The organism is Pseudomonas sp. 05N431 (assembly GCF_056397005.1).
Genome location: NZ_JBFTMN010000009.1, coordinates 186,650 through 202,904, shown reverse-complemented (window position 1 = coordinate 202,904; position 16,255 = coordinate 186,650). Strand labels below are relative to the sequence as shown.

16 protein-coding genes and 3 pseudogenes are annotated in these 16,255 nt (G+C 57.6%); 14 read left to right on the top strand and 5 right to left on the bottom strand.

All coding sequences use genetic code 11. The features are described from left to right. The first annotated feature begins 87 nt into the window (after positions 1-87). Entirely contained in the window at positions 88-342 is a 255-nt protein-coding gene (locus tag AC1DIG_RS17395; RefSeq protein WP_477768293.1) for a DUF1652 domain-containing protein, read from the top strand. 53 nt (positions 343-395) lie between these two features. Here AC1DIG_RS17395 and AC1DIG_RS17390 read toward each other — a convergent pair whose 3' ends face one another. After that, the gene (locus AC1DIG_RS17390; RefSeq protein WP_477768292.1) at positions 396-731 is read right to left on the bottom strand and encodes a c-type cytochrome; all 336 of its coding nucleotides are present in this window, start codon (positions 729-731) and stop codon (positions 396-398) included. A gap of 57 nt (positions 732-788) precedes the next feature. Next, positions 789-1,151 (bottom strand): osmotically-inducible lipoprotein OsmE, encoded by a 363-nt coding sequence (gene osmE / locus AC1DIG_RS17385; RefSeq protein ID WP_477768291.1) that lies wholly within the window; start codon positions 1,149-1,151, stop codon positions 789-791. Between the two features lie 309 nt (positions 1,152-1,460). On the opposite strand from osmE, the gene AC1DIG_RS17380 reads away from it, so the two are divergent. Beyond that, on the top strand, positions 1,461-1,796 hold the full coding sequence (locus AC1DIG_RS17380; RefSeq protein WP_477768290.1) for a hypothetical protein: 336 nt from the start codon (positions 1,461-1,463) through the stop codon (positions 1,794-1,796). Positions 1,797-1,832: 36 nt separating this feature from the next. Then, complete coding sequence (locus AC1DIG_RS17375) at positions 1,833-2,129, top strand: hypothetical protein (RefSeq protein WP_477768289.1); 297 nt, start codon at positions 1,833-1,835, stop codon at positions 2,127-2,129. Between the two features lie 62 nt (positions 2,130-2,191). Here AC1DIG_RS17375 and AC1DIG_RS17370 read toward each other — a convergent pair whose 3' ends face one another. Beyond that, positions 2,192-2,770 carry a DUF4337 domain-containing protein gene (locus AC1DIG_RS17370; RefSeq protein WP_477768288.1) on the bottom strand — a complete coding sequence of 193 codons (579 nt, stop codon included), beginning with the start codon at positions 2,768-2,770 and terminating at the stop codon, positions 2,192-2,194. 66 nt (positions 2,771-2,836) lie between these two features. Continuing rightward, positions 2,837-3,742 (bottom strand): LysR family transcriptional regulator, encoded by a 906-nt coding sequence (locus AC1DIG_RS17365; protein ID WP_477768287.1) that lies wholly within the window; start codon positions 3,740-3,742, stop codon positions 2,837-2,839. Between the two features lie 94 nt (positions 3,743-3,836). On the opposite strand from AC1DIG_RS17365, the gene AC1DIG_RS17360 reads away from it, so the two are divergent. From AC1DIG_RS17360 to AC1DIG_RS17340, 5 genes and pseudogenes are all read left to right on the top strand, one after another. Next, on the top strand, positions 3,837-4,826 hold the full coding sequence (locus AC1DIG_RS17360) for an SDR family oxidoreductase (RefSeq protein ID WP_477768286.1): 990 nt from the start codon (positions 3,837-3,839) through the stop codon (positions 4,824-4,826). A 344-nt stretch (positions 4,827-5,170) separates the two neighbouring features. After that, positions 5,171-5,491 carry a YbjQ family protein gene (locus tag AC1DIG_RS17355; RefSeq protein ID WP_054593276.1) on the top strand — a complete coding sequence of 107 codons (321 nt, stop codon included), beginning with the start codon at positions 5,171-5,173 and terminating at the stop codon, positions 5,489-5,491. 189 nt (positions 5,492-5,680) lie between these two features. Continuing rightward, positions 5,681-5,872 carry a hypothetical protein gene (locus tag AC1DIG_RS17350; RefSeq protein ID WP_123583014.1) on the top strand — a complete coding sequence of 64 codons (192 nt, stop codon included), beginning with the start codon at positions 5,681-5,683 and terminating at the stop codon, positions 5,870-5,872. 419 nt (positions 5,873-6,291) lie between these two features. Then, positions 6,292-6,399, top strand: a pseudogene (locus AC1DIG_RS17345) (DUF6124 family protein); the annotation flags it as partial. A gap of 375 nt (positions 6,400-6,774) precedes the next feature. Continuing rightward, on the top strand, positions 6,775-7,146 hold the full coding sequence (locus AC1DIG_RS17340; RefSeq protein ID WP_347927469.1) for a DUF6124 family protein: 372 nt from the start codon (positions 6,775-6,777) through the stop codon (positions 7,144-7,146). A gap of 190 nt (positions 7,147-7,336) precedes the next feature. Here AC1DIG_RS17340 and AC1DIG_RS17335 read toward each other — a convergent pair whose 3' ends face one another. Next, a complete protein-coding gene (locus tag AC1DIG_RS17335; RefSeq protein WP_477768285.1) occupies positions 7,337-9,160 on the bottom strand; it encodes a glycoside hydrolase family 15 protein in 1,824 nt (607 codons plus the stop codon). A 188-nt stretch (positions 9,161-9,348) separates the two neighbouring features. Between AC1DIG_RS17335 and AC1DIG_RS17330 the strand changes: the two are divergent. The 6 genes and pseudogenes from AC1DIG_RS17330 to AC1DIG_RS17305 form a co-directional block, all read left to right on the top strand. Beyond that, positions 9,349-10,422 (top strand): annotated as a pseudogene (locus AC1DIG_RS17330) (MFS transporter); the annotation flags it as partial. 134 nt (positions 10,423-10,556) lie between these two features. Beyond that, positions 10,557-11,291, top strand: a complete 735-nt coding sequence (locus tag AC1DIG_RS17325; RefSeq protein WP_477768284.1) for a thioesterase II family protein — start codon at positions 10,557-10,559, stop codon at positions 11,289-11,291. Between the two features lie 88 nt (positions 11,292-11,379). After that, positions 11,380-11,529 (top strand): annotated as a pseudogene (locus AC1DIG_RS17320) (MgtC/SapB family protein); the annotation flags it as partial. A 239-nt stretch (positions 11,530-11,768) separates the two neighbouring features. Beyond that, positions 11,769-12,203 carry a response regulator gene (locus tag AC1DIG_RS17315; protein WP_477768283.1) on the top strand — a complete coding sequence of 145 codons (435 nt, stop codon included), beginning with the start codon at positions 11,769-11,771 and terminating at the stop codon, positions 12,201-12,203. Positions 12,204-12,352: 149 nt separating this feature from the next. Beyond that, positions 12,353-13,000 (top strand): response regulator, encoded by a 648-nt coding sequence (locus AC1DIG_RS17310; protein ID WP_477768282.1) that lies wholly within the window; start codon positions 12,353-12,355, stop codon positions 12,998-13,000. Continuing rightward, entirely contained in the window at positions 13,001-16,246 is a 3,246-nt protein-coding gene (locus AC1DIG_RS17305) for a transporter substrate-binding domain-containing protein (RefSeq protein ID WP_477768281.1), read from the top strand. The last annotated feature ends 9 nt before the right edge of the window (positions 16,247-16,255 follow it).

The following is a 16,255-nucleotide window of genomic DNA, read 5'->3' as shown; positions in this document are numbered from 1 at the left end:
GCGGTGTTCAGGCGTTAATGCTTCTGGACCCATCAACACCCTTAAGCAAGAGCACCTTGGCTGGCTCCTGCCCTGAACGGGGTCATCATGTTATCTACGCTCGAGTTGCGTCACCTCATCGAATCAGCATTCCTGCCCCTTTCCTGCCAATGTCAAATTGACCCCGGCGGATCGCTGCGAGCTCAGATTTTCGAGCCAGTCACGGGCCGGGTGGAGTTGTTGGTGACGGGGATTCCTGCTTCCAGCTTGAGTGGCAATCTGGCAATAACCAAGCTCATCGGCGAGATCCGGCACGACCTCAAGGCCACCCATGAGCGGCAGGGATTGCACAGGATCAGGTAGGACCAGAATGTAAAAAGCCGGCGCCGCTCAAGCGTCCGGCCGAAGGTTATGCGTTATTTTTGTTTGTGCAGATATTGCTGTATTGCGTCTACTTCAAGCTTGCCGGGTTTTGCGCCGTTGTCAGCTTTGAAGCTGGCGCCACTCCAGTGCGGCATGGGGGCTTTCAGGGGCTTTCCATGGTCGTCGATACCGTTCAATACTGCCCGCTCAAATGTCTTTGATTTCCACTCGCTGGCATCTCCCGCCAATTTAGGTGCCGAGCCTCCCATGCCTCGAGGTCCATGGCAGGCACTGCAGTTCTCCTGGAAAAGCGCTTCCCCATCGGGCGGTAACGCCATGGCCGATGAGCAAAACAGCAGAGTCATCAGGGTAAAAAGAGCACACTTCATTTCAGTCTCCTTGGCCGGCCAGCCGTTACGCGGGTATAGGCCGGCATGACCGCTGCACTAATAACCGCCACCACCCATCCCGCCCGTAGTGCCGGATGGCTCTCTGGCCTTTTGCTGCATATGACTCCATTCTGCACACGTCATAAAGCTCTTGTGGTCGACTTTGCCTCGACCATCAAAACTGACATTGAACGTGTGCTTTTGGCCGGCTTGCATGAGCATGTAGTCAAAACAGGTGCCGGGCTCGACGGTGCGATCACTGATTGATAAAGGCTTGCCGCCGATTTGCTGGACTTGATCCTTGCTCATGCCCATTTCTACCTTTGCGACCAGCGGTTGCTCTCGATAGACCGATGTCTCGGAGCTGCATCCAGCCACCGCAGACAGCACGACGACCAGTGCGAATAGAGGGGTGTTCATGACTGGGCTCCCGAAAGTGAGTGTCGTGAAGAAACTCTTGGGTGCATCAATAAAAGTAAAGTCGAGTTCGGCAGTGCACGCCAAATATCCTCAAGGCTGAGACATTGGCGTGCGAGGGAAGGGCAGATGACAGAAAACCCACGCGTGGCGGGGGTTGCGAAAAGGAGCAGGGCGACTTTCAGAAACGCGCGAAAGTGTTCCTTTTCGATAGGTTTGTTCTCAATAATGCAACAGTGCGTTCCTTTAATTACGCTGGATGTCTACCCGGCCTCGCGTTACATTTGCCACATTTTATTGCAGAGAACAATTATGCGAGTTTTGATAGGTGCGCTTGCTGTTGCAGCGTTGGCTGGGTGCTCTTTACCGGCCTCCTTGGTGCCGGGTGAACCGAATGTCAGCGAGATCACTGCCAAGGTTCCGAAGGATTACGCCCAGTGCGTTCTGCCAGTCTGGCAGCGCGAGATCCCTAAAACCACCCAGACTACGATTTCAAACGGCTACAGGATTACTGCGCCAAGCGTTGTGACGGCCGATGAGACGCTGGATATCGTGAAGTACAAGAATGGGAGCCGGATATCGCTGTATCAAGGCCCGCCGTGGGCCAAATCCCGCGCTCTGATGAAGGCGGTGCACGACTGTTTGTAATTCCTGCCTGATGAATTGACGTTGGAGTGATGCCGGATGCGCGCACCAGTAGGTTCAATTGTGGGACTTTGCTCTGCCTCTGCGACAATGTTTGCCATGGGCATGGCCTTTCTCGGCTACTGGGGAGTGCATGAACCGCACCCGTGGCGCTGGCACGAAATCTTCGTGGTGGCGTTGGCACTGGGTGGGTTCGCAATGCTCGGATCGGTGACCTGGATAGCCACGACGCCGGTTGAGGACGAAACGCAGGAAAGGGTTTTGCCGGCCAGACGGGCATTTGCCTTAGGCGTTGTACTGCTTTGGCTGTCTGTTCTGGTCACGATTGTTTATTGATTGCCTGCCCGCCAAAAAGCCAGGTCGAAGGGGATGACCCGATGTCGTCCCCCTCAACAAACTTATAGATGCAACCACGCCAGCGAACCCAGCACGACGCTAATGCCCGCTGCGCTGTACGCCATCCGTCTCAGCCATTCCTTGCGCGTCAACAAGGTGATCGCTGCCAGTGATATGGCAATCTGAATCGCCGTCATTGCCTGTGCCCAACGGTGATGCTGGTGCAATGCCAATTCTGATTTTTCATCCCACTCGCGGGCTTCTGCTTCGAGGGCTTCCGCTTTCTTGCGCACTTCTTCTTTTTCGGTCTTGTAGCGTTGCGCTTCGGCGGTGTAGTGCGCGGCATCAAGGCCGGGGATGTGAATCGCCAGTTCAGAGAGGTTTTGTCGGCTGGATTTCGCCTGGTAGTAATTCCACTCGTTGGAGGCTTCGGTTTTCTTGATGGCGGCGTTGTTCTTGTCCATGGCCGCTTCGCTTTCCGTGGAGCCCGCCTGATAACTGAGCATGGCACCGATGGTTGCCATGATCGCCGTCATCACTGCTATCTTGCTGGCGAAACTGTCCCCGCGGGCCTGGGCGTGTTCGGTAGCGTGTTCCAGATGCTTTTCGTGGGGGCTGGGGACTTCGAAGTCTTCAGTCATGGCTGTGAGTCTGCAGGAGTGAATAGGTATCAAATTGTAACTGGAGTGGATGCCTAAGGCGCTATCTCAATCATCCAGCCCATCCGGACTTGCATACCGCTGCAACCCTTCAACCAACGCGTCGAAGGTCGCGCGGCATCGCGGGCTATTGCGCAAGTCCTCGTGCATGGTCACCCAGGTTTCCAATCCCAGCGAAAACGACGTCGACAGCACGCGTTGCAATGCTGCATCACGTTTGGCTAGCGGAACCTGGCAGAAGCCGATACCGGCCCCCGCGCGTATCAATGCCAACTGCGCCAGATCGCTGTCGCTGCTCAGTGAGAAGAGCTGGCGGTCAATGCCTTTGATGGACTTGCTGATACTGCGGATAAAGGCGTTCGGATGGTCGTAACCGATGATTGAATGACTAGCCAGTTCGTTGAGGTCGCGCGGCATGCCATGTTGGCTCAAGTACTCGGCGCGCGCATGCAGCCCAAGTTCGATTTGACCGATTCGACGCGCCACGAGTTGCTCTTGGCGGGGGCGCATCATGCGCACGGCGATGTCGGCTTCGAGCTGCAAGAGATCGACTACACGATTAGTCAGTACGAGTTCTACTTTCAACGCCGGGTGTTGTTGGCGAAGCCGGGTGATGATGGGCGGCAACACTTCGACGCCAATCACGTCGCTGGCTGAAATACGGACAATCCCGTGTACAGCCGCGCCCTGACTTGAGGCAGCTCGCTCAATCGAGGCCGCTGTATTTTCCATGGTTTGTGCGTGGGCGCGCAGGGTCAGTGCCACTTCGGTGGGCATCAGCCCTGTTTGTGATCGCGTAAACAACACAACACCCAGCGCCTTTTCGAGCGCGGCGATATGCCGACCGACCGTTGGCTGTGTGATGCCGAGCAAGCGCGCCGCGCCCGACAGCGATCCTTCATTGAGTACACCCAGGAAGGATCGATAGAGCTCCCAACCAATATTCGATGCCATGCATAAATGTATAGCGTCACGCTGATCTTCTGCAATTTATCTATAGCGTCCATTTGCTCAGGATCAAGCCCTCTATAACCTTGAGGTGTCGGGCATGAGCAGCAATAAAGTGCTGGTACTGGGAGCGACAGGCGGGATTGGCGGAGAGGTGGCGCGTCAATTGAAAGACGACGGTTGGGAGGTGTGCGCGCTGACACGTCATCTCGAAAAGGCCGTCAATCAACACGCAGGCATCACCTGGTTGCGCGGCGATGCATTGAATCGGCAGGAGGTTATCGAGGCAGCGAAGGGCTGCTCGGTGATTGTGCATGCGGTCAATCCGCCAGGCTATCGTCGATGGTCGGAGCTGGTGTTGCCGATGCTCGACAACACCATCGCTGCGGCCGTGGTCGAAGGTGCAACCATCGTGCTGCCCGGCACGGTTTATAACTTCGGCCCTGATGCTTTTCCGGTATTGCATGAAGACTCACCACAGCAGCCGCTTACCCGAAAAGGCGCTATCCGGGTGGAGATGGAGCAGCGCTTGCGCAAGGCTGCTGACAACGGCGCTCGTGCGCTAATCGTTCGCGCCGGGGATTTTTTCGGGCCGCGAGCCGGTAGCAACTGGTTTTCCATGGGCATGATCAAGCCGGGGAGGCCCGTCAAGGCAGTGAGTTATCCAGGTGAGCAGGGCGTTGCTCACCAGTGGGCCTATCTGCCTGACGTTGCGCGGACCATGGTCGAGTTGCTGGAGCGCCGCACCACACTCCGCGCCTTCGAAAGCTTTCATATGGCCGGTCATCTGGACACTGACGGTACGCGGATGAGCCGTGCTATCCAGCGCGCTGTTTATCGGCACACGGGCCTGGAGCCGCGTGTGGCAGCGTTCCCGTGGTGGTTGCTGACACTGGCTTCACCTTTTGTCGTGACCTTCCGTGAAACGCTGGAAATGCGTTATTTGTGGCGCACTCCGGTGCAGATGGACAATGCGCGATTGATCGAGGTGCTGGGACGCGAGCCGCATACGCCGTTGGATGAGGCCGTCGAAGCGGCGTTGCTGGGCATGGGGTGCATCCGACAAGATGGCTTGGCGACTTATTCCTGATGCATGAGCGCTAACAGGTGTCTCCATTGACGGTCACTGATTGACTTGAGTTTCGCAGACAAAGTAATTGCTCTTTCGATTCTTGGCCGTGAGATCTATTGTCAGCTTTTTTGCTGCTGCGAGGCATTGTTTGTAAGCGTCAGCGCGTACCCAGTGTTCGACGGGTATCACCTGGCAGTCAGTGCGGGAGGCGTCAGTGCATAGGTACAGCAGTAAAAATACCGTCATACAACCTCCTGTGCACCCAGGATTGAAATCGCGGGCTGAACTTAGTCCTTAGTATGTATGTCTCTCAGGCTTCAGCCAGCAACATGGCTGATACTCAGTCAATAAAGGAATGCCACGTGATCATAACCACCACCCAATCCATCGAAGGTCGCCAGATCGCAGCCTACCTGGACATTGTCAGCGCCGAATCCGTGCAGGGCATCAACGTTGTGCGGGATATGTTTGCCGGGATGCGGGATTTCTTCGGTGGGCGCTCTCAAACATTGGAAAGGGCGTTGAAGGAGGCGCGAGCCCAGGCAACGGATGAGCTCAAGGAGCGTGCGCAGAGTCTTCGGGCGGATGCGGTGGTTGGGGTCGACTTCGAGATCAGCATGCCTTCGGGCAGGGGCAGCATGCTGGTGGTGTTTGTGACCGGAACGGCGGTGACGCTCAAATAGGCGGATTGACGTTTTATCTGTCAGAAACAGGTCGATGAGGTCAGGGGCTTTTCCTGGCCGTTCGTCGGGTGTTGGACAATTGAATAATTGGTCTGGGAATGACCGGCTAGTCTCAAAGGCCTTGAAGGTCGGTACTTTTTTAGGCAATCAGTTGCTTGCCGGTATCGATCTGTCTGGAGGGACTGATAGATGAGCATTCCTTACATTGAAGATGATGGTGCTGAGTACCCGGTCAACAATTGTGTGCAATGTGGCCAGACGGATTATGTGGCGGGGTTTGGTGAAACACCGACCAAACCGGGCAAGGCCAGGCTGCCAGCGGTGACAAAAACCACCGCAAAGCCGTTCATGCCCAAGGTTTCCGTGCCTGTACGCAAGTAATCGAAAATTAGACAGACCCCGCCATTGAGCGGGGTTTTTTGTGAGGGTGTCTCAGCGTGTGGCTTGGTGCAGGAGGTTAGTGGGGGCTTGTGACGTGTCATGCGCGGTATCAACTTTATCGATTTCCGGGCGTTTCTTTCACGCTTCTTTCACAAGCATATCCGTAGGCTCAACTCATCCGTTAAAAAGCAATTCCATTAGCCCGTCTCCCCAGCGGGCTTTTTTTTTGGGTTTTTTTCCGGGACTCCGTGAAAAGCCTTTTTTCTGCACTTGTCGTTATGCTTTGCGGTGTGCTGTGCGCGGGGCACTTTCGAGTGCGCCGGGTGCCTGACTTCCCGGTTGACCAACTTGCGTACCGCCCACTACCCATCGTTTGGTCGCGATGCTGGTGAGCTTCATGAATGTCAGAAGTTTCAACCATGGTCAAAATCCCCCCCAATCCCCCCGAAAACCCCAGCGTTTCCCCTTACGATCCCCTCGATTCCAGCAAGCTGCATGAAGCCGCCGAACGTGCGCTGGATTACCACCTTTTGAGGTTATTCATCATTAAACGCGTTTCGTCTGGGCGACCGCGTCATCGTTCATCGCGGGCAAGCCTTGCTCCTACAGAAGCAGCGTTGGCCAGGGAATTCTCCGACGAGGTTTTCAGGTTGTGATTAGGAAGGGTGGAGGACTAGTGTTTGCGGGTCGCTGCAAAATCAGTGACCGGGTTTGGTCGCCCGGGTTTAGAATGGCGCACAGAACCGCGTAAGCGGTTTTTTTGCTTATTGGCAAACTGTGCGTGGGAGGGCTTAGGCCCTGCCGGGTTTCCATTCCCTGGTCGACCAACCTGCGTACAGTTCGCCACCCTTCTGCTTGGTCGCAGAAATGGCGAACTCCAATTTCTGAATGGAGTTTCAACCATGGTCAAAATCACCCCCAATCCCCCCGAAAACCCAAGCGTTTCCCCTTACGATTCCCTCGATTCCAGCAAACTGCATGAAGCAGCCGAGCGTGCGCTGGATTACCACTTGCCGCCGTTCACCCCGCCACCGAAACTCGATACCCGGCCGGGCAAAATGTTTGTAGTCATTCCCGATGTCGATAACGAAACCCTGCTGGCCCACGCCAGCGAAACCCTGGCGTCGGTGAATGTGCTGGCCAGTGATCTGGCCTTCGAGCTGGAAGGTTCGCGGCGTCATGTGGCGTTGGCAATTCAGCAGATGATTGTACTGAGCGAGTTGCTGGTAAATCGGGCACTGGATAATTTCGATCCCTACGACTCCGACGCGTAAAGCACAACCTGTGGCGAGGGAGCTTGCTCCCGCTGGAACGCGAAGCGGTCCCAACACCATTCGATGCGGTTTTGCTGGATGATCGAGTGACAGGGGTTACGACTGCTGCGCAGCCGAACGGGGGCAAGCCCCCTCGCCACAAGGGATTGTCTGTTGTCAGATAGTCCGCGTCAGGTCTCTCAGCAGCACCTCATGGCTGCCAGTAACTCTTTTCCCCACTCAACTTCCGGTCGAGAAAACTCGCCGCGCTGATCAGTGCCAAATGGGTCAGTGCTTGTGGCGTGTTGCCCAGGTGCCGTGCGTGGCTGTCGAACTCTTCGGCGTAGAGTCCGAGCGGGTTGGCGTAGCGCAGCAGTTGTTCGAACTCAAGATGCGCTTTTTCGAGCATGCCGGCGCGGGCCAGACATTCGACGTACCAGAACGAGCAAGCGGCGAAGGCGCCCTCGCTACCGGCGAGGCCGTCGATCTGGCTGTCGTTGTGGTAGCGGTACACCATGCCGTCGCGCACCAGGGTTTTCTGGATCGCTTGCAGGGTGGATAGCCAGCGCGGGTCCTTGGCGCTGACGAAGCGCACCAGCGGCATCAGCAACATCGAACCGTCGAGCGCGGTGCCGCCGATGTGCTGGACGAAATGCCCATGTTCGGTATTCCAGAAATTGTTCCAGATGTCGGCGTAGATCGCTTGGCGGGTTTGGTCCCAGCGGGCGAACGGGGCGGGCAGCGAGCGTTTCGATGCGAGGCGGATGGCCCGATCCACCGCCACCCAGCACATCAGCCGCGAATGCAGGAAGTGATGCTGTTCGCCACGCATTTCCCAGATGCCGACATCCTCTTGCTGCCAGCTGCCGCAGACCTGATCGACCACCTCGACGGTGTGCAGCCAACCCTCATGGGAAATCGCTTCGCCGTGCTTGTTCACCAGGTACACCGCGTCCATCAATTCACCGAAGATATCCAGCTGAACCTGATCGTAGGCCTGGTTGCCGATGCGCACCGGTCTGGCATTGCCGTGACCGGTCAGGTGCGCGAGTTCGGTTTCCGGAAGTTCCTGGCGACCATCGATGGCATAGAGGACGTTGAGCTTCGTCGGTTTGCCCCGGCAGTCGCTGACCCGTCCGCGCAACCAGCGCATGTAGGCGTTGGCTTCATCGATAAAGCCCAGGCGCATGAAGGCATAGACGGTGAAGGAAGCATCGCGGATCCAGGTGTAGCGGTAGTCCCAGTTGCGCGTGCCGCCAGGTGTTTCCGGCAGGCCGAAGGTGGCGGCGGCGAGGATCGCGCCGTGTTTGCGCGATGTCAGCAGTTTCAGGGTCAGTGCCGAGCGATTGACCATTTCGCGCCAGCGTCCACGGTAATTGGATTGCCCGATCCAGTCGCGCCAGAATTTCAGCGTGCGTTGCAGGCACAGGTCGCTGTTTTCATCCTTGAAGCGTGGGTCGTCGAGGGCGCCGAGGAGGAATTCGGCGCTCTGTCCCTGTTTGAGGCTGAACGTGGCGACGGCGGCGTCTTTCACAATCTGCATCGGCTGATTGGCGTGCAGGCGTAAACCTGGCTGGTGAGCGGCTTCGAAGCAGATGTCTGTACCGTCGGCCCGCGCCGTGGTCTGCACTCGGGCGTAGTCATGGCGCACCGCGCAACGCAGGTGGAACGTGGCATGGCCACTGACCAGCCGTACGCGACGGATCAGCAGGGGCAGGGCGTCGTCACTGTCGCCGACGGGTAACAGGTCGGTGATTTCCACCACCGCACGCTCGCTCAGCCAGCGGGTTTGCAGCACGTTGGTGTCGGGCAGGTAGATTTGCTCGCGTCGGGCATCGGGCAGGTCAGGGGCCAGTTGGAAAATCCCCGCGTCCGGGGTGTCCAGCAACGCGCAGAAGATCGACGGGCTGTCGAATTCCGGCCAGCAGAAAAAGTCCACGCTGCCCTTGTCGTTGATCAGTGCGGCACTGCGCATGTCACCGATGATGCCGTGGGCGTCGATGGCGCTTTGTCGCTCGCTGTGATGATCAGCCATTGCTGCGTCACTCCAGATAGAGACACATGCCCTGTCAATCAGCTAAGAAGGAGGGCCTTACCAAGTGACTGGCGCACGAAGGCTTGAGTTCATGGTGGAGCAGGTTTATTTGTGGTTGCGCCTCGCCAGGTTTTTTACTACAGGGACGCTTTATGGCAAGTTGCACGCCTCGCAGAGGATGGAACCCGATGGCAAACCCCTATCAAGCGCTATTCAACGCCCCCGGCAGCCGCGCCTTCGTGCTGGCGGGGATGGTCGCGCGCATGCCGATCTCGATGACCGGCATCGGCCTGATCACCATGCTCTCGCAGTTACAGGGCGGTTACGCGTTGGCCGGATCAGTGGCGGCGACCTTTGCCTTGGCCACGGCATTTTGCGCGCCGCAGGTGTCGCGCATGGTTGACCGTTTTGGTCAGGGGCGGGTGCTGCCGGTTTCGGCCTTGGTTGGCGGTGGCGCGTTGTTGCTGCTGTTGCTGTGTACTCGATTGCAAGCGCCGAACTGGACACTGTTTGTGTTCGCTGCGCTGGCCGGTTGCATGCCAAGCATGTCGGCGATGGTCCGGGCCCGCTGGACCGAGCTGTATCGCGGTCAGCCGCAGTTGCAAACCGCCTATGCGCTGGAGTCAGTGCTGGATGAGGTGTGTTTTATCGTCGGGCCACCGCTGTCGGTGGGGCTGTGCGTGGTGGTGTTTCCCGAGGCCGGGCCGTTGGCGGCGTTGCTGATGTTGGCGATCGGGGTGACGGCGTTTGTGTTGCAGCGCAGCACTGAGCCGCCGGTGCATCCGCATGATGCCGATCAACCGGGATCGGTCGTTGGTTCGAAGGATATACGTCTGTTGATGCTGTTGATGGGCGCCATGGGTGTCATCGTCGGGGTGGTGGATGTGGTCAGCGTGGCGTTCGCCCAGCAGCAAGGCCAGCCGGCGGCCGCGAGCATCGTGCTGTCGGTGTATGCCATCGGTTCGTGCCTGGCCGGGTTGGCGTTCGGTGCGTTGAAACCCAATGCGCCGTTGCCGCGATTGTTTCTGTACGGCGGGGTGGCGACGGCGCTGACCACGTTGCCGTTGTTGTTGGCGGGGAACATTCTCGGGCTGTCGCTGGCGGTGTTTGTTGCCGGGCTGTTTTTTGCACCGACGCTGATTGTTGCCATGGGTTTGGTGGAACGCATCGTGCCGCCGGCCAAACTCACGGAAGGCCTGACCTGGCTGATCACCGGTCTGAGCATCGGCGTGGCGATCGGCGCTGCCGGTTCCGGCTGGCTAAGCGAACACCGCGATTTTTCAGGTATTGCGCGTTATCGTTCATCGCGGGCAAGCCACGCTCCCACACGTACTGCGATTAATTTGTGTTGTGCGTCATCCGTTCCCCTAACAGATAATTTAGTGAGGGGAGTGCGGTGACCCAGCTGACACTGCTGTGTCTGCCCTATTCGGGCGCGAGCGCCATGGTTTACAGCCGCTGGCGGCGCAAGCTGCCGGAATGGTTGCAGGTCAAACCGGTGGAGTTGCCGGGGCGGGGCGCACGTTTTGACGAGCCGTTGCAGACCGACATGCGCGAACTGGCGCTGCAACTGGCCAGGGAACAACGTTCGTCCTTGAAGGCGCCTTATGCCTTGTTCGGCCATAGCCTTGGGGCGTTGCTGGCGTATGAAATGGCCCACGCTTTTCGGGCACTGGGCGCGCCGGAACCGGTGGCGCTGTTCGCGTCCGGAACGGCTGCACCGACGATGCGTTCGGACTATGACCGGGGCTTTTCCGAACCCCGGACCGACGCCCAACTGATCGAGCAATTGCGCGCCCTCGGCGGCACCAGCGAAGAAGTGCTGGGCAACGCAGAGCTGATGCGCCTGACGTTGCCGATCCTGCGGGCGGACTTTTTGCTGTGCGGGCTCTTTCAGCCCCGGGAGCGAGCACCGCTCAAGTGCCCGGTGCACGTGTTCGGCGGCAAGGCCGACCGGGCCAGCACCGAGCAATTGATCGGCTGGAACCGTGAAACCCAGGGCAGCTTCTCGGTGGACATGCTGGCCGGCGGGCACTTTTTCATTCATGAATATGAAGCCACAGTGCTGCGGGCGATCAAGAGTCATCTGGAGATACATCATCGGCGCCATGCAATGGTCGCTGTCGGTTAATCATCGTTTTTATCAAAGATCGCAACCCCACATAGGCGCTGCCGCAGGCTGCGATCTTTTCAAATGGAAATGAAGATTCAGGAATGAACTTATGCAAGCCATCGACAACATCAACCGCCAGCCACTGGACGTGATCTCGGCCGAGGTCGCGAACATCGTTTACGTCATCGCCCAGCGCTCAAGGCAAAAGGCTGTGTTTGCGTTGCTCGAAGCCAAACTGGATGCGCTCGTGGCATGAATTTCCCTCTCACCCTTGGTGCAACAGGCGTTCTGGAGCCCGAGCACGACCGAATAACGCCTGCCTTGGGACATTTCCCCGCAGGTGTCATCGGCGTCACAACAAAAAAATTAAAAGTAGAGGGAACTGTTTCTTTCAGAAAGGTCCTACAGAAACCCCGCGGCATTGCCCTTAGTCTCAGGCGCTCTTGATAAGGGTGGGCGTAAACAGCCGCACCGTCATTGTAGGGTCAATCAACCATGCCGAATAAAGCGTTACGTATCCTGATCGCCGATGAGCAGCATTTTCATCGCATGAAAATCGAGCGCAAGCTGAATCAGCTCGGTTACTACCGAATTGCCCCCGTGCACTCCCTTGTAGAGCTGCTCAGCGTTGTCGAATACGGCTGTGAGCCGTTTGACCTGGTCATCATCAATGCAACCTTGTGTACCGGGACCGGCCTGGACCTGGTTGCGTTCTGCCAGGACAACCAGCAGATCTGTCATACATTGATCTACGATGCCCAGAAAGCCGGACTGCCCGCGTTGTTCGCTGTCCAGCAGCACAACGTCCGGATCAGCCAGTCTCGCGTACCGGACCAGGAAACCCTCGAGGGGTTGATGAGTCGCGTCGATATGCCGGCTCACGGTTCCCTGCGTGGACACGCCCGACAGCAGGGCGGTTTACGCGCCTGAGCCACATGACCGTTGGTCTGAACTGTCAACTTTGACAGGTAGTTTCGCCCCGCTTCTCGTGCAACAGTCGTTGCGCAGCCGTTGTGTCAGCACTTGGCAAATACCATGGGTGGCACACCGGGTTTTTGGGCGTTTCTACAGGAGTTGCCATGAGTTCAGCGCTGATCGTGGACGATCACCCGGTTGTTGTGGCCGCCGTCAAAATGTTGCTTGGGACCCTCAAGGATTCCAACGACAGGGTGATGTTCCAGACCATTCTGGAGTCATCCGATGGTGTTGAGGCTCTGCAAAAGATCCTGGGCAAGCAACCTGATGTGGTGGTGCTGGATCTGAAAATTCCCAAGCTTAGCGGGTTGGAATTACTGGATCGTCTACAGCGCGATCAGTCACCTTCGCGGGTGGTGGTCTTCACTTCCTATGAGCCGAGGTTTTATGTCGATCGCTGCATGAGGGCAGGGGCCCAGGGTTTCGTCTCGAAAACCAATGACCTGCAAGAACTGCGTAAAGCCGTTCAGGCGGTGAAGTCCAGTTACACCTATTTCCCTCGTTTGAACACCAGTTTAGTGAGCCAGGACTCACGGCAACTCAACGAACTGCAGATGATCGAGAAACTCTCCAACCGCGAGCTGACCATCTTTCGATATTTGGCTCTTGGCTTTAGCAACAAGGAAATCGCTGAAGTCATGAACCTCAGCCACAAGACCATCAGTACCTACAAAACCCGTTTGATCGCAAAACTCAATGTGCAGTCTCTGGTTCACTTGAGAGAATTCGCCAAACGCAATCATCTGGTCTGAATGCACATGCGCCTGCGTGTATGGCTGGTTGCACTGACGTTGCTCAGTCCGTGGTACGCGGCGGACACCTTTGCACAAGACCCCGAACCCTTGCATCTACTGGGACGCTCGACCGTTGAGGGTTACCGCGTCGAACTGGCACCGGCCGACTGGCGCTGGTTACGGGATAGGGGCCGCTTGCGATTGGGCGCTTCGGCGCCGGATTACCCGCCGTTCGAGAGCAAAATCAACGACTACGATTTTGAGGGCATCACGGCTGATTTTGCAGACCTGCTCGCGCAATTGCTACGCATCAAGGTTGAGGTGACGCGTTACGAGTCTCGCGAGGCTGTCATTAACGCATTGAAGCAGGGAGAGGTTGATCTGCTGGGGACCTCCAACAACTTTGAGGCGGCTGATCGGCAGCTTCTGATGTCGAATGCCTATGCAGAAGATGCTCCCGTTCTGGTTGCGAAGGTTGGCGACAGCGCAAGGCTGACAGCGGACCTTTCAGGATTGCGGGTAGCCATGCTAGATCACTACCTGCGGCCCGAGGCTGTCCAGGCAATTTACCCCGAAGCCCGGTTAACACTCTATCCCTCGACATTGAGCGCCATTGGCGCAGTGGCCTTTCGGCAGGCGGATGCCTACCTCGGCGACTCCATCAGTGCTCGTTACCTGATCAACAACAATTACCTGAATAATGTGCAGTTGGCGCAATTTTCCAGAATGGAAGTCAATGCATTCGGGTTCTCCATGAGCGCCGAGAACACCCGTTTGCAACGCATCATCAATGCTGCTCTGGCGGTGATTYCAGAGCAGGAGCGCATGACCATCCTGCGTCGCTGGAACTCCGGCAGCAGTTTCAGCAATCCGCAACGCGTGCAGTTGAGCGCCAGCGAACAACGTTGGCTGGACCAGCATCCGCGTGCCAGGGTCGGTGTTATCGGCAACTTTGAGCCACTTTCGTTTTATGACAAGGAAGGCCGGTTCAGTGGTCTCAGCGCCGAGGTCCTAGACAGAATCAGCCTGCTCACCGGGTTAAGATTCGAACCGCTGCACAGCGAATCGTTGAGCGAGCAACTCAATCAGCTCAAACGTGGCGAAGTCGACCTGTTGGCGGTCATGACACCCAGCATCGAACGCCAGACAGAGCTGCGTTTTACTCGACCTTATCTGATCAACCCTTTTGTGCTGGTCAGTGCCAAGGGCGCCGGAGCCCCCAAAACTCTGGACGATTTGCAGGGTAAACGCCTGGCAATTGTCCGCGGTAACGCTTTGCACGAATTCATTCGGGTCAATGCACCGGGTGTGCGCTTCGTCGAGGTAGAAAGCCCCGCCCAGGCGATGGCAATGGTGGCCAGCGGGGCGGCCGATGCAGCCTTGAACTCGTTGATCAGTGCGCGGTACATGATTGCCCGGCACTACCGCGACTTGCTTCAAGTGACCAGTACCGTTGGCACTGAACCGGCACACATCAGCTTCGCGACCCACCGTGGAGCCCTTGAGCTCTACTCAATCCTCAATAAAGCCCTGCTAAGCATTCCCCCGGAAGAAATGGACGAGTTGGCCAGCCGCTGGCGCAATGAACTGCTGGTGGATGACAGCTACTGGTCGCGTTACCGCACCCCCATCCTTCAGGGTTTTTTGGCCGCAGGACTGTTGTTGCTGTTGGCACTGGGCTGGATTGCCTACCAGCGCAGCCTGATCCGCAAGCGTCAGCAATTACTGCTACAGGTGCAGCAAGCCCGGGACGCGGCAGACGATGCCAACCGGGCCAAGACGACCTTCCTGGCAACCATGAGTCATGAGATCCGTACGCCGATGAATGCAGTGATCGGTATGCTTGAGCTGGCGAAGAAGCGTGCCGAGGAGGGCGTCACTGACCAGTTTTCGATTGAGGTGGCATCGAACGCAGCGCAGCAGTTGCTGGAGCTGATTGGCGACATTCTGGATATTTCGCGGATCGAATCGGGACATTTGTCCCTCACTCCGGAGCGCGCGAATTTGCGGGCCCTAGTCGAATCGGTAAGCAAGGTGTTCGAAGGTCTGGCGCGGCAAAAGAACCTGCTTTGGCAGGTCGAACTGGGCGCCGGTAGTAACCGCGATGTGTTGATCGATCCAATGCGTTTCAAGCAAATCGTTTCCAACCTGCTGAGTAACGCGATCAAGTTCACCCGCACCGGACAGATCAGCCTGACGCTGAAAGTAGAGCCCGCTGTCGTTCACGGGAACCTGGCGGTTAACCTGTGTATCAAGGACAGCGGGATTGGCATCAGCGAATTCGACCTGCAGCGATTGTTCAGTCCGTTTGTGCAGGCCGGCAATAGCCCGCAGGATGGCCGCAGTGGTTCAGGTCTGGGCCTGGTCATCAGTCGCTCGCTGTGTCAGATGATGGGCGGCCAATTGCACTTGAGCAGCGTGCTGGGCACTGGTACTCAGGTTGAAGTCAGCCTTGATGTGCTGGCGTTGCAGCCGCTGGCCGAGCCGCCGACGGTCGAGACCGCGCCGCCGGAGCAAGGGCATTCGTTGAACATTCTGGTGGTTGATGACTACCCGGCCAATCTCCTGCTGCTGTTACAGCAATTGAGCCATCTGGGGCACCATGTGTGTGACGCCAAAGACGGTGAGCAGGGGCTCGAATGCTGGCGTGAACATACGTTCGACGTGGTGATCACCGATTGCAACATGCCGAATCTCAGCGGTTACGAGTTGGCCATGGCGATTCGTGACGAGGAGCGGGCCAATGGGGACATGCCTTGCCTGATCCTCGGTTTCACCGCCAATGCCCAGCCCGAAGAAAAGATCCGTTGCATGGAAGCCGGGATGGACGATTGCCTGTTCAAGCCCATCGGCCTGAAGGACCTGAGTGCTCGCCTGGCCGGGGTGATACCGGACACGAACACGCGACAACCGCTCGAAACGCTGCCGACCAGCGCTGCCGAAATCGACCTGAGCAGCCTTGAACAACTGGCCGGCCCTGACCGCAGCCTGATCAATAAATTATTGACTGAGCTGGCCGCCAGTAACGCCAAGGACCTGGCACGCTTACAGGGCTTTTACTGCAAGCGTGACCGCATGGGCTTGCGGGAGCTGGCCCATCGGATCAAGGGCGGCGCGCAAATGGTCAAGGCCCGGCGCCTGGTCCACTGTTGCGAACAGCTGGAAGCTGCCTGCGGCGAGCGCGACAACAATCTCCTGAGCCAGGCGGTGCAGGCCTTGCAAGACGCCATGGAACGTTTGGCTCTGCACCTGGAGCAACGCTGAGCGGTGCTG